Below are 13,788 nucleotides of genomic sequence, written 5' to 3' on the forward strand. Positions count from 1 at the left end.
GGGCGGGGGACGGGCGCGTGGCCCGCCCGCCCCCGCTCCGCTCAGCGCTTGCGCGCGATGACCTGGTCCGCGGCCTTCGCCGCCGCGCCGAGCGCGTCCTTCGGGCTCTTCTTGCCGAGCAGCGCGGCCTGGATCTCCGGGGCGAGCGAGCCCATGACGTCGCGCGCGGCGGTCGCGAGCGGGCCGACCTTCGTGGCGTCGAGCGCCTTCGCGGTCTCCTGCTGGCGCGCGTCACCGGGGTAGAGGTCGCTCGCGTCCTCGCGGGTGGGGAAGTAGCCACCGGGCTTCTGGAGTCCCGCGCTGTTCTTCGCCCGGCTCACGAAGCTCACCCACTTCCCGGCGGCCTTCGTGTCCCCGCCCTTGAAGACGGCGAGGGTGCCCACGGTGCCGTAGGCGGCGCTCGTGCCGGCGGTGAGCGGCTGCCGCACGACGATGTTGTCCTCGCCCCAGAAGGGCGCGACCTCGGCGGCGGTGTTCTGCCACGTGCAGGCGACCTTGTTCTTCGCGAGGTCGGTCTGCTCCATCTTCGGCGTCGAGGTGACGAGGTCCTTGGGCGCCCACCCCTTCCGGACGTACGTCCGCAGCCAGCTCAGCGCCTTGACGCCGGCCGGGCTGTCGAAGGCGACGCTCTTGTTGTCCTTGGCGAAGACGTCCCCGCCCGCCTGCCACAGCAGCGGGTAGAAGGTCATGTTGAGCGTCGCGGTCGTGTCGCCGCTGTAGCTCGTCGCGTAGAAGCCCTTCGCCTTGAGCTTCGGGGCGAGGGCGTCGAGGTCCTCCCACGTGCTGGGGTACTGGTCCGCGAGCCCGGCGGCCTCGAAGACCTTCTTGTCGCACAGGAGCGGGTACGCCGACATGAGGACGGGCGTCGCGAGGGCCTTGCCGTCCACGGTGACGGCCTCGCGCGCGGCGGGCCGGAGCGCCTTGGTGTCGGCGGCGGACAGGTACTCGTCGGCGGGCACCAGGTTGCGCTGGTAGGCGGCGAGCTGGTCGGGGATGAGGTAGGCGACGTCGGGGCCCTTGTTCGCGGAGAGCGCGGTGGCGAGGGCGGTGTCGCGGTTGGCCCAGGGGTAGGTGGAGACCTTGACGTCGATGCCGGGGTTCTTCTTCTCGAACTCCTTCACCAGGCCGTCCCAGTACGCCTTGTTGGCCTTCTCGTCGGTGATGACGGGGTAGACCCAGGCGTTGACGGTGCCCTTGCCCGAACCACCGCTGCCCGAGCCGCAGGCGGCGGTCGCGGCGAGGGTCGTGAGGGCGAGGGCGGTACAGGCGAGGCTGCGGCGGATTCTCATGGCGGTGTTCTCCTGGCGGTACGGGGGGAGGGGCGGCGGTACGGGGCGCGGGGGTGTTCAGTGGGCGGGGACCTGCTCGACGGTCCCGCGGTGGCGGGAGCGTTCGGCGGCGAAGGCCGCGAGGTGCGAGCCGAGGGAGTCGAGGGGGCCCGAGCGGATGCGGGAGAGGTCGCCGGTGGCGAGCGCGTCCACGAAGGAGGCGATGAGGACGGTGTCCCCGCCGCCGTGGCCCTCGGCGGCGTTGGAACCGGTCGCCTCCGTCTCGTGGACGGTGACGGAGTCGTCGCGGAAGTCGTGCACGGTCACCCGCTCGCCGTCGCCGCGCAGCCAGCCGTGACTCCCGAAGATCCGGGTCTGGCGGTGCGTCTGCTCGGTGAAGGCGCTCATCGTGAACGTCCCGGTGATCCCGCCGGACAGCCGCATCGCGACGACTTGGTTGTCCACCACGTCGTTGTCCGCGTGGTAGACGCACCGCCCGTACGGTCCCGAGCGCAGTGCCTCGGTCAGCACCGCCTCGTCCTCGGGCCCGTGCGCCCGGTCGGTGACGTGGCTGACGGGCCAGGCGCCGCCGGTCGCGCGCAGCGCCGGGTAGTAGAGCTTGCGCGCCGAGTACGGGCACGCGGACTCGACGGCGGAGGGGCAGGCCAGGCACGTCGTGGCCGCGTGCTCGGGCGCGTTCTCGGGGCGGAAGTGGGCGAGGGAGCCGAAGCTCGCGACGGTCTCGATGCGGCGGCCGGTCACGTAGGAGATCCAGTCCAGGTCGTGGCTCGACTTGGCGAGGATCATCGGGGAGGAGGCCGCCTCGCTGCGCCAGGGCCCGCGCACGTAGCTGTGCGCGTAGTGCCACCAGCCCACCGGCTCCAGGTGCTCGACGCCGGTGACCGTGCCGAGCACCCCGCTGTCCACGACGCCCTTCACGAGGTCGGTGTAGGGCGTGTACCGCAGCACGTGGCACACGGCGAAGGGCACCCCGGCGGCGAGGACTCCCTCGACGAGGCGGCGGGTCTCCGCCTCGCCCGGCGCGAGGGGCTTCTCGGTGAGCAGCGCGTACCCGGCGCGGGCGAGCGCGAGGACGGGTTCGACGTGGTCCCGGTCCTGCGTGCACACGAGCACCGCGTCCGCGATCCGCTCGCCGCCGGGCCCGGGCAGCAACTCCCGCCAGTCCCCGAACCGCGCGACGGGTCCCGTCGCGCCCGCCGCCGCGCGGTCCCGCGCGGCGGGCAGCGGGTCGGCGACGGCGGTGAGCACCGCCTGTCCGGGGTGCGCGTTGATCCAGTCGGTGTACGTCAGGCCCCGGTTGCCCGCGCCGGCGAGCGCGACGCGCACGGGCCCTTCGGGCCGGGGGAGTGGAGCAGTCATGGTGAGGTGTCCTCGCGGTACGGGGTGGTGCGGAGGGGGTGCGGGGCACGGGCCCGGCGGGGCACCGGTGAGGGGTGCCGCCCGCCGGGCCGGAGCCCGGGGCCGCTCAGCCGAGCAGGAGGTTCCCGGCCTCGTGGCGGACGCGGTCGCCCTCGGCGGGCAGCCGGGTGCGGGTGGTGCCGTCCTCGACGCAGCCGCTGTGCAGGAGCCAGCCCTTGGCGAAGGCCGCGTCGGCGAGGTCGATGCCGCCGCCGCGCAGGACCGCGCCCTGGGCGAGGTACTCGTTGACGCCCGCGGTGAGCCGTATGTGGGCGGTGTCGCCCGCCGGCTCGCTCGTGCAGACGCCGAGCCGCCACCGTACGGTGCGGTCCTCGGCACCGGCGCGGGAGAGCAGCGCCCCCGCCGCGTTGGTGCCGGCGAGCACCGCGCCGTCCCCGATCGCGAGTTCCTGGTCCTTCGCGCCGTTCAGCACGAGGCCGGTGTCCTGGTGACGGCCGCCGCGCACCGTCACGGCGGAGTGCGCGAAGGTGCTCGGCGCCGCGTCGGCCTTCCCGGTGAAGGCGCACGTGTCGAGGACGAGCGGGCCGGTGCCCTTGAAGGAGGCGCCGTCGAGCCCGTCGAGCGCGACGCGCTCCAGGTGCACGGGCGCGCTCACGTTCGCCGCCGTCACCTCGGCGCCCTTGCCGAGGGTGAAGGCGGAGTCCGCGACGACGGTGGGACGCGTCGAGCGCTTCGACGCCTGCGTGATCACGAGCGGCCCCGACGCGGTGCAGCCGCGCACCTGGGCGCCGTCCGCGTTGACCCAGATCATCCCGGAGCCCTCCTGGGCGTTCCCGATGACCCGCATGTCCTCCAGGGTGAGGTCGGTGACCGCGACGCGCGCCACGAACCACGAGCACACGTGCCGCCGGACACTGACCCGCTTCGCCGAGCCTCCCCACGCCGTCCCCGAGTTGGCGAACGTCATGAGCCCGGAGTTGCCGGTGTAGACGAGATCGTGCTCGAACTGCCCGTGCGTGACGAAGGGGCCCTGGTCGTCGCCGTCGCCGTGGCAGTTGGTCACGTAGCCGTAGGCGGACGCGGTCCAGTCGTTGAGGTGCCGGGCGTTGGCCGTGTGGCAGTCCTCGACGTGCCCGTACAGGCAGTAGATCTGCTGGGTGAGGTAGCCCGCGCCGCCCCACGTCACGGAGGACGGGTTCTTCAGCCGGCACTGGTAGGTGTGGAAGTACGTGCACCAGCGGCGCATCACGACGGGCCAGAAGGTGCCGGTCGCGTCGATGCCGGAGACGTCGCAGGAGACCGCGTACTCGTAGGCGACGGGGTGGGAGCCGGAGAGCTGGTCGGCGTCCGGGACCCCTTCGAAGACCATGTTCCGCACGTGGCTGCGGGTCACGGGCTCGATCTTCGTCCACTGGAAGGTGCGGCCCGCCGCGAGGTCCCAGCCGATCTTGTAGTTGACGCGGATGTGCGTGCCGTCTACCCGTTGCGTCACCTGGACGAGGCGCTGCACCTCCTTCTCGTACTGTCCGCCCCCGGGCTTCGCGCCGATCTCGACGGCCCACCACTCGCCGACCCCGAACGCTCCGGCGTCGGGCACCTCGAAGACGTCGGCGAGGTCGGGCATGGGCGCCGAGAGCTTCGCCGTGATGGCGGACCCGGTGCGCCTGCCCTTGAAGTAGAGGACGGCGCCGAAGGGGTTGTCGTCCGTGTTCGGCTCGATGCCGGTGGTGGTGACGCGATGGCCGCCGAAGTCGAGTTCGATGCCCGAGCGGCCGAAGGTGTGCCGCTTCGTGAAGTTGAGGTCGGTGTGCGCCTCGACGCGGTGCACCGCCGGGTCGTTCACGAGCGCGTCGAGCGCGGCGTCGGCCGGTGTGTCCGGGCCGAAGAGGCCGAAGGAGCGGAGGTCCACGACGCCGTCGTGCAGGCGCAGCCAGCGGCCCTTCTTCCGCGCGCTCCCGGGGGCGAGGACGGTGCCGCCGTTGTCCTCGGCGCCGGACTTCGCGTCCCAGCGCAGGAGCATCCCGCCGCCGTCGCCCGGCGTGCGGTAGCCGGTGACGAGGACGGTCTCGCCGGGGGCGAGGACGTGCGAGGGGAGGGCCCGCAGGGCCTTTACGTCGGGGACGGTACGGGGCGCGGGGGCGCCCTTGGCGGGCGCGGCCGACGCGGTGGCGGTGCCGGCCGCGGTCGCGGCGAGCAGGAGGCCGCCGAGGCCGCCCGCGCGCAGGAGCTGCCTGCGGCGGGCCGTGCCGGGCCCGGGGGTTTCGGCTTCGGCCCCGGGTTCGGGGAGTGGTTCGGGGAAGGGAGGACGGGACGCAGTGCTCACGGGGGACTCAACCTCGGGTGGTGGACCGGCTGGTGAGGTGGTGCATTCCCGCGGCGAACGACTGCCGCGCGCACGGAGGCCGTCAGGGCCCGTACGAGCGGGGGCGGATGGCGAAGAGGGAAGCGGGACCCTCGGTCCCGCGCCGTGACTCCGGGAGAGCAGCCCGGCGAGAAAGCGGTCACGGCCCGGATCGGGCACTGGCCCGCCGGATTGCCGGTACCTAAGCACCCCCGGCGGGCGAGGTCAACCCCTCGGGCGCCCCACGCCTACCGCCCCGTCCCTCCCGCCGCGTACCCGAGAGCCGCGCTGATCTCCCCCGCCGCGTCCCGCACCTGGCGCCCCAGCTCCTGGAACCGCCAGCTCGGCAGGTCCAGTTTGAGCCCCGTGACACTGATCGCCCCGGCGGGCTCGCCCCGGTGGTCCCTGAGCACGCTCCCGATGCAGAAGATCCCGTCCGCGTCCTCCTCGTCGTCCAGGGCGTACCCCGAGGCCCGGACGTCGCGCAGGTGGGCGAGGAGCGTCGGTTCGTCGGTGATGGTGCGCGAGGTCCTGCGCGGCAGCCCGCTCGCCGCGAGCAGCGCCCGCGCCTCCTCCTCGGGGAGCGCGGCGAGCAGCGCCTTGCCGAGCCCCGAGCAGTGCGGCAGCTCCCGGGTCCCCATGCGCAGGTCGAGCCCCGGCCCCACCGCCCGGTCCACCTGGTCGATCACGACGGCCTGACCCGCCTCGGGGACCGCGACCCGCGCCACCATCCCCGTCGCCTCCGAGAGCCGCGAGAGCACCGGCCGGGCCACGTCCCGCAGCGAGACCTGCGCCCTCGCCCGGTCCCCGAGCCGGGCGAGCGTCATCCCGAGCCGGTACCGGCGGTTCATGCCCTCGCCCTCGTCGGCGACCATCCCGTAGTGCCGCAGCGTCTGGAGGATGCCGAAGGCCGCGCTCTTGGAGATCCCGCACGCCTTGCCCACCTCCGTGACGCTCAGCCCCCGCCCGGGGTCCCCGGCCGCGAGGGCCTCCAGGATCTCCGCGCCGCGCCCCACTGTCTTCACCCAGTACTTCGCCGCCTCGGCCGCCGCCGACGCCTCCGGAGCTTTTCGCTGACTGTTCTGCATAGCCGAACACGATAGTCCGTACCTGAGGTGCTGTCCGGAGAACACCTCTTGACGTCGGATTCAGGCCGTTCTAGGCTGAGCGCGCTGTTCCGAATAGCAGAACACTGTTCTTAATAATGCGGCTCGCGCGTCACCGCCGGGCCTCAGGCGGCACAGCGATCGCGACGAATGCGGCGGATGGCACCGGAATCCCGCTGAGCAGAGCGGGCCTCCGGCCGACAGCAATCGACGCAAGGAGCACCACACATGACGCTCGCCGAACGCGCCCGCCGGGTCATACCCGGGGGCGTCAACAGCGGCCAGCGCAGCATCCCCGGCTTCACGGACCTCGTGATCACCAGGACCCGGGGCTCGCGCTTCTGGGACCAGCACGGCCGGGAGTTCACCGACTACCACGCGGCCTTCGGGCCCGCCGTGCTCGGCCACAACGACCCCGACGTCGCGGCGGCGACCGCCGAGGCCGGCACCACCCTCGCCCTCGCGGGCGTCGGCGTCACCGAGGCCGAGGTCGCCCTCGCCGAGGAACTCACCGCGCTCGTCCCCTCGCTGGAGAAGGTCCTCCTCACCAGCACCGGCAGCGAGGCCACCTTCCACGCCCTGCGCGTGGCCCGCGCCGCCACCGGGCGCGACCTCGTCGTCAAGTTCCAGGGCTGCTACCACGGCTGGCACGACGCCGTGAGCCTCAACGTCATCTCCGCCCCCGAGCGGGTCGGCACGAAGGACCCCACGTCGACCGGCATCCTCGCCCCCGTCCTCGACGCGACACTCGTCCTGCCCTTCAACGACCCCGAGGCGGTGCGCCGCGTCTTCGCCGAGCACGGCGACGACATCGCCGCCGTCATCCTCGAACCCATCCCGCACAACGTCGGCGCCCTCCTGCCCACCGACACCTTCCTGCGCACCCTGCGCGAGGAGTGCACGAAGGCCGGCACCGTCCTCGTCTTCGACGAGGTCATCACCGGCTTCCGCCACGGCCTCGGCGGATACCAGGAGATCTGCGGGATCACCCCCGACCTCACCGCCCTCGGCAAGGCCATCGCCAACGGCGCCCCCATCGGCGCCCTCGGCGGCCGGGCCGACCTCATGGACCTCTTCAGCACCCGCCCCGGGGGCCCCGCCTTCTTCGCCGGTACGTACAACGGGCACCCCCAGGTCGTCGCCGCCGCGCGCGCCACCCTGCGCAAACTGCGCGAGGAACCCGTCCACGAGCACATCCACCGCCTCGGCGCCCGCGCCCGCGACGAACTCGCCGCCCTCTACCGCGCGCTGGACGTCCCCGCCGTCGTCACCGGCTTCGGCTCCGTCTTCGTTACCTACTTCATGGACGGTCCCGCCCCGCTCACTTACGACGACCTCCTCGCCAACGACGCCGCGCGCTTCATCGGTGTACGCCGCGCGCTCACCGGCCACGGGATCTTCGAGCTGCCGCTCAACCTCAAGCGCAGCCACGTCTCGTACGCGCACACCGACGACGACATCGACCGGCTGCTCGAAGCGACGGAGAAGGCCGTGCGCACCGTGCTCGCCGAAGGCACCCCCACCGACCTCGCCCACACCTCGACCATGGGCGGAGCCCAGCGCTGATGCTCACCGTCAACACCACCCGTCCCGCCGGGCCCGCCGGGCGCATCACCCGCGTCGAGACCCTCATGCTCGGCACCGCCTGGCGCGATTTCGCCTATGTCCGCCTCCACACCGACGAGGGCCTCACCGGCGTCGGCGAGATCACCCACCCCTACCGCCCCCGCGAGACCTGCGCCCTCACCGAGGCGATGGGCCACCGCCACCTCGTCGGCGCCGATCCCTTCGACACCGAGGAGATCTGGCTGCGCATGTACCAGGGCGACTTCCTGCGCGGCGGCGACGTCGGCGGCATCGTCGTCTCCGGCGTGGACCAGGCCCTGCACGACCTCATGGGCAAGGCCCTCGGCGTCCCCGTCTACCGCCTCACCGGCGGCGCGACCCGCGACCGCGTCCGCGTCTACGCCAACGGCTGGTACACCGGCGAACGCGAGCCGGAGATCTTCGCGGCGAAGGCCCGGGAGACCGTCGCGCGCGGCTACACGGCGCTCAAGTTCGACCCCTTCGGCGCCGGGCTCCACCACCTGGAGAAGGCCGAACTGCGCCGCAGCGTCGAGCTCGTCGCCGCCGTGCGCGAGGCCGTGGGACCCGACGTGGACCTCTTCGTCGAGGGCCACGCCCGCTTCGGCACCGGGACCGCGCGACAGCTCGTGGACGCGCTCGCCCCCTACGAGCCCGGCTGGTTCGAGGAACCCCTGCCCTGGACCCTCATCGAGCGCTACGCCGAACTGCGCGAGCGCGCCCCCTTCCCGATCTCCGGCGGCGAGCACTTCCACAACCGGCACGAGTACAAGCAGCTCTTCGCGACCCGCGCCGTCGACATCGTCCAGCCCGACCTGAGCATGGCGGGCGGCTTCACCGAGCTGCGCAAGATCGCCGCGCAGGCCGACGCGCACGGCATGACCGTCGCCCCGCACAACTCCAACTCCCCGCTGTGCACGACCGCCTCGGTGCACGCCGTGCTCGGCCTCACCAACTTCCAGATCCTGGAGACCTTCGACGGCCTCCTGGAGCCGTACGTCTTCGACGCGGTCAAGGGGGCCCTGCCCGTCGTGGACGGCCACATCGAGCTGCCCACCGCGCCCGGGCTCGGCATCGAGCTCGTGGACGAGGTCTTCGAGGAGCACCCGCCCAGCCACCGCTTCTGGAACATGTTCGCCGAGGGCTGGGAGAAGAGGAACCGTACGTGAGCACCACCCGGCCCGCGGGCCCCGCCGCGGCGCCCCCCGGCCCCGCCGTCTCCGGGCCCGTCGTGGACGTCCACTCCCACCTGTTCCGCCACAGCCACGACTTCGACGCCACCTTCCGCGCCGAGTCCGCGCGCGCCCACGCGGGCGAGGTCGACCTGACCGTGCGGTACGAGGAGTACGCGGCGAGCGCCCCGCCCGGCACCCGTACCGTCGTCGTCGGCGGCAAGGCCCGCAGGAGCGGGCTGTGGGTGGACGACGCCGCCGTCGCCGCGTACGTCGCCCGGCACCCCGAGCAGCTCATCGGGTACCTCGCGATCGATCCGACACAGCCCGGCTGGCGCGAGGAACTGCGGTACGGGCACCAGGAGCTGGGCCTGCGCGGCATCAAGATCATGCCGATGTACGCGGGCTTCGACCCGGCCGACCCCGAGTACGACGACCTCTTCGGCTACGCCGAGGAGCACGGCCTCCCGCTCCTCGTCCACACCGGCACCACCTTCGTCTCGCAGGCCCCCCTCGAATACGCGATGCCCCGCCACCTCGACCGGGTCGCGATCCGCCACCCCGGGCTGCGCATGGTCCTCGCACACCTCAGCCACCCCTTCGAGGGCGAGTGCATTGCCGTCATCCGCAAGCACCCGCACGTGTACGCGGACATCAGCGCCCTGCACTACCGCCCCTTCCAGCTCTGGCACAGCCTGCGGCTCGTCCAGGACTACGGGGTCTGGGACAAGCTCCTCTTCGGCAGCGACTACCCCTTCACGACGGTGAACGACTCCATCGAGGGCCTGCGCCGCATCGCCCGCGTCCCGGGCATCCCGGGGCTCGACCCGCTCGACCAGGACGCCGTCGAAGCCCTCATCCACCGCCCGGCACTCGACCTGCTCGGCCTCGCCTGAGCCCCGGCGCGCCCCTGGCCCCCTCACCCGGGGGCGCGCCCGGTCCCGTACCCCTGGAGCCCCCATGGACCGATTCGACCTCACCGGGCGCACCGCGCTCGTCACCGGAGCCGCCGGCGCCCTCGGCCGCGCCTTCGCGCTCGCCCTCGCCGACGCGGGCGCCGACCTCCTCCTCGTGGACCTGCCGGGCGCCGAGGGCCTGGAGGAGACGGCGGACGCCGTACGGGCCACCGGCCGCACCGCGGCGCTCCACCCCCAGGACCTCGCACGCACCGAGGAACTGCCCGCCTTCGCCGACCGCGTGCGCGCGGCGGCCGGGCCCGTGCACATCCTCGTCAACAACGCCGGGGTCGCCGCCCTCGAACGCTTCAACACCATCACCCCCGCGAGCTGGCGGCACGTCATGCGGGTCAACACGGACGCCGTCTTCTTCCTCTCCCAGCGCTTCGCCGAGCACATGATCGCCGACGGCGTCCCCGGCCGCATCATCAACATCACGTCGAAGAACGCCCACGTCGCCGAGGCGGGCCTCGCCCACTACAACGCCTCCAAGGCCGCCGTGGACCTCCTCAGCAAGACCCTCGCGATCGAACTCGCCCCGCACGGCATCACCGTCAACACCCTCGCCCCCGGCATGGTCGACACCCCCATCGACGACGCGTTCCCGCTCGCCCACGAGGAGTTCGAGGCTGCCTACCGCGCCCGCATCCCGCTCGGCCGCTACGCGAGCCCCGAGGAGTGCGCCGGCCCCCTGCTCCTCCTCGCCTCCGACGCGGGCGCGTACGTCACCGGCACCCACCTCCTCGTCGACGGCGGCGTCCTCGCCGACCAGATGCCCCGCACCCGCTTCATGCCGCCCTACCGCAGCGGCCTCCCCACCGAGAGCGCACCCCCGGAGACCCCATGAGCACCGGAACCACCGCCTCGCACGACCACGGGGAACCGGAGAGACCCGCGTCCGGCCCCCTCGCCCCGGAAGACCCCGGCCACACCTCCCCGAGCCGCCGCCACCTCCTGCGCGCCGGCGCCGGGACCGGGCTCGCCGCCGGGGTCCTCCTCGCCACGACCGCGCCCGCCCAGGCCCGTACCCCCGAAGCGGCCCCCGCCGCCCGCGCCTGGCCCACCCTCGCCGCCCTCCTCGACCGCTCCCCGCACGGGCTCACCGACGGCGAACACGCCCTGACCAGCGGCTACCGCTTCCCCGGCGACGGCGGCGGCACCCTCCTGCGCTGGGAGGCCGGAGCGAGCGACACACCCGACGGCGGCCTCGTCCACACGCCCACCGCGCGCCCCCGCCGGGGCCGCTGGCGCCAGGTCCACGACGGCACCGTCGACTTCCGCACCTTCGGCGTCCTCGGCCCCCGCACCCCCGCCGACGACGCCCTCGACGCGATGGCGGCCGATCCCTCGGTCACCCGCGTCCAGGCCCACACCGACCTCCTCTTCCGCCGCCGCCACACCTTCACCCGCTCCCGCCTCACACTCGACTTCGGCGGCCGCACCGTCCACACCGGCGGCATCGCGCGCAACACCCACGACAACCCCTTCGGCGCCGTGTTCGCCTTCACCGGCACGACCGAGCCCCGGCGCTCCTTCACCCACGCCCTCACCGCCCGCGTCCCGGAACTCACCGACCTCTACCCCGTCCCCGACAGCGGCGTCTTCACGGTCGGCGAGTGGTGGAGCGTCACCTGCGCGCCCGTACCGGGCGGCGGCCCGTACGAACGCGAACTCCAGAAACTCGTGGAGATCACCGAGATCCCCGACAGCGGACACGTCCGCGTCGGCTACCTCTCCGGCTGGGAACTGCCCGCCGGACGCGCGCTGACCTGGGTCCCCGTCCGCCCCGTCCACTCCGTCACCGTCCGCGACCTCGTCTTCCTCGGCGCGGGCGAGGACACCGGTACGAAGGACGACGAGTACACCGGCTCGCACCCCGTCTCCTTCGAGTACGCGGTGGACTGCCACGCCCGCGACATCCACGCCACCGGCACCTTCTGGCCCGTCGTGATGCGCCGCTGGAACACCCGCTTCACCACCGAACGCTGCTCCCTCAAGAACCCGCCCACCGTCGAGTACGGCGGCGCGGGCTACCTCACCCAGCAGATCTACTGCCTCGACGGCCGCGTCAGCGACTGCGCGAGCAGCAACGTCCGCCACCTCAGCGACCTCACCGCCTCCGCCCACTGCCAGGTGGTCAACTGCCACGGCGACGGGGACGACAGCGGCGGCAACCCCTTCACGACCCACGGCCAGTACGAGCACGACCTGCTCTACCAGGGCAACTCCGGGCTCATGGACATCGCCAACTCCGGCGCACCCTGGGGGACCTCCGCCAAGCGGATCACGGTGCGCGACCACGTGTGCTCCTGGTTCGTCGCCGACACGAAAATCACCGACCTCACGCTCGACAACGTCACCGTCGTGGCCCGCCCCACCTTCGACAAGGCCGGCACCCTCAGCGTCAACGCCGACGGCGCCCAACTGTGCGGCTGCACCGCCGTCACCTTCTCGCTCACCCGCCGCTCGAAGCGCTCCACCCGCCCCACGACCCTCACCGACTGCCACTTCGCCCCGCCCGCGAAGAGCGTCCTCGTCCACTCCGCCGTCGACACCCCCGTGCACTTCACGCGCTGCGTCATCGACGGACTCGACGGCAACACCCTCGCCGGGACGAGCACCCTCGCCCTCACCGCCTGCACCCTGCGCGGCAGCGGCCCCGACGCCGCGCCCCTCACCGTCACCTGCCCGGAACTGCGCCTGCGCGACAGCGCGTTGCACGACACCGGCCTCGTGCTCGACGCCCCCGAGGGCACCCAGCGGCTGAGCCTGGACGGCGGCACACGCCTCGGCGGCGACAACGCCGGGCACGCCTACCTCACGACCGGCCCGCACCGCCCCGCCGACGCCGCCACCCACTGGCACCTCGGCGCGCTGCGCTCCACCGCCCCCGCCACGACGGCCCACGCCGCCCTCACCACCGGCGTCCACCACTGGAGGGCACCGGGCGCCGAACTGAACGGCGGCCGCCTCCGCCTCGAACCGGCGGCCTTCCGGGGCGACTCCACCCTCGTCCACGCCCACTGCACCGAGAACGGCGTCACGCGCGAGGCCGTCCCCGAGGAGGGCCCCCGCGTCCGCTGGACCGCCAACCTCCTCCTGTAGCCCTGTGAGCAGCCCATGACCACCCTCCACCGCACCGCCACCGAGGCCGACGAACCCGCGCTCCGCGCCCTGTGGGCACGGGTCTTCGGCCCCGCCCCGGTCGCGACCCTGTGGGCGCTCGGCGAGGAGCGGCACGCCCGCACCCTCGTCACGACCGAGGCCGGACGCCTCGTCGCCGCGCTCCACTACCAGCCGCGGCCCCTGCGCACCGCGCCCGGCGGCGCGGCGGCGCGCGCCGCCTGCCTCGGCGGCGTCGCGACACTCCCCGAGGCACGCGGCAGAGGACACGTACGCCGGATGCTCGGCCTCGCCGCGACCCGGATGACCGAGGACGGCTGCGCCTGGTCCCTCCTCTTCACCGGCACGCCCCGGGTCTACGAGGGCGCGGGCTGGACCACGTACGAGGCCCCCGCCTGGGAAGGCCCCCTCACCGCGCCACCTCGCTCACCCGGCGGCGTCCGCACGGCGACGGCCGCCGACCTCCCCGCCCTCGCCCGGCTGCGCACCGCCTACGACATGACGCGCCCTCTCACCACCGTCCGCACCCCCGACGACTGGCACCACCGCGTTCCCGCCTGGTACCCGGAGGCGACCACCACGACCCTCCTGACCACCGACGCCACCGGCTACCTGACCTTCCGCGCGCACACGACCCCGGGCACCGCGACCGTCGAGGAACTGGCCCTCGCCGACCCCGCCGACACCCCCACCCTGACCCGCCTCCTCACCGCCGCCGCCCACGAGGCCCGCCGGACCGGCCACCGCCACGCCCGCGCCCACCTCCCCGGCACCCTCGCGCCCCACCTGCCCGCGCTCCTCACGACGGCGCGCGCGACCCCCCGCCGCACCGGCATGACCCGCCCCCTCACCACCCCA

Annotated in this window: 10 protein-coding genes; 6 read left to right on the forward strand and 4 right to left on the reverse strand. The window is 73.5% G+C overall.

The features are described from left to right. Positions 1-41: 41 nt before the first annotated feature. The 4 genes from SSBG_RS27815 to SSBG_RS27830 all read right to left on the reverse strand — a co-directional run bounded on the left by SSBG_RS27815 (position 42) and on the right by SSBG_RS27830 (position 6,077). On the reverse strand, positions 42-1,289 hold the full coding sequence (locus SSBG_RS27815) for an extracellular solute-binding protein (RefSeq protein ID WP_008749379.1): 1,248 nt from the start codon (positions 1,287-1,289) through the stop codon (positions 42-44). A gap of 57 nt (positions 1,290-1,346) precedes the next feature. Further along, entirely contained in the window at positions 1,347-2,648 is a 1,302-nt protein-coding gene (locus SSBG_RS27820) for a Gfo/Idh/MocA family protein (RefSeq protein WP_008749380.1), read from the reverse strand. Positions 2,649-2,754: 106 nt separating this feature from the next. Further along, a complete protein-coding gene (locus SSBG_RS27825) occupies positions 2,755-4,557 on the reverse strand; it encodes a hypothetical protein (protein ID WP_037872078.1) in 1,803 nt (600 codons plus the stop codon). 680 nt (positions 4,558-5,237) lie between these two features. Further along, positions 5,238-6,077, reverse strand: coding sequence for an IclR family transcriptional regulator (locus SSBG_RS27830; RefSeq protein WP_234010670.1), 840 nt, complete (start codon positions 6,075-6,077; stop codon positions 5,238-5,240). A 246-nt stretch (positions 6,078-6,323) separates the two neighbouring features. Here SSBG_RS27830 and SSBG_RS27835 point away from each other — a divergent pair, with 246 nt between their 5' ends. From SSBG_RS27835 to SSBG_RS27860, 6 genes are all read left to right on the forward strand, one after another. Beyond that, a complete protein-coding gene (locus tag SSBG_RS27835; protein WP_008749383.1) occupies positions 6,324-7,661 on the forward strand; it encodes an aspartate aminotransferase family protein in 1,338 nt (445 codons plus the stop codon). Then, a complete protein-coding gene (locus SSBG_RS27840; protein ID WP_008749384.1) occupies positions 7,661-8,848 on the forward strand; it encodes a mandelate racemase/muconate lactonizing enzyme family protein in 1,188 nt (395 codons plus the stop codon). Before SSBG_RS27835 ends, SSBG_RS27840 begins: the two co-directional genes overlap by 1 nt. Before the next feature lie 62 nt (positions 8,849-8,910). Further along, a complete protein-coding gene (locus SSBG_RS27845; protein ID WP_008749385.1) occupies positions 8,911-9,747 on the forward strand; it encodes an amidohydrolase family protein in 837 nt (278 codons plus the stop codon). 64 nt (positions 9,748-9,811) lie between these two features. Then, positions 9,812-10,654, forward strand: a complete 843-nt coding sequence (locus SSBG_RS27850) for an SDR family NAD(P)-dependent oxidoreductase (RefSeq protein WP_008749386.1) — start codon at positions 9,812-9,814, stop codon at positions 10,652-10,654. Continuing rightward, a complete protein-coding gene (locus SSBG_RS27855) occupies positions 10,651-12,912 on the forward strand; it encodes a hypothetical protein (protein ID WP_037870786.1) in 2,262 nt (753 codons plus the stop codon). Before SSBG_RS27850 ends, SSBG_RS27855 begins: the two co-directional genes overlap by 4 nt. Before the next feature lie 15 nt (positions 12,913-12,927). Beyond that, a partial coding sequence (locus tag SSBG_RS27860; RefSeq protein ID WP_037870787.1) for a GNAT family N-acetyltransferase occupies positions 12,928-13,788 on the forward strand: 861 nt, incomplete at its 3' end.

The organism is Streptomyces sp. SPB074 (genome assembly GCF_000154905.1).
Lineage (GTDB): Bacteria > Actinomycetota > Actinomycetes > Streptomycetales > Streptomycetaceae > Streptomyces.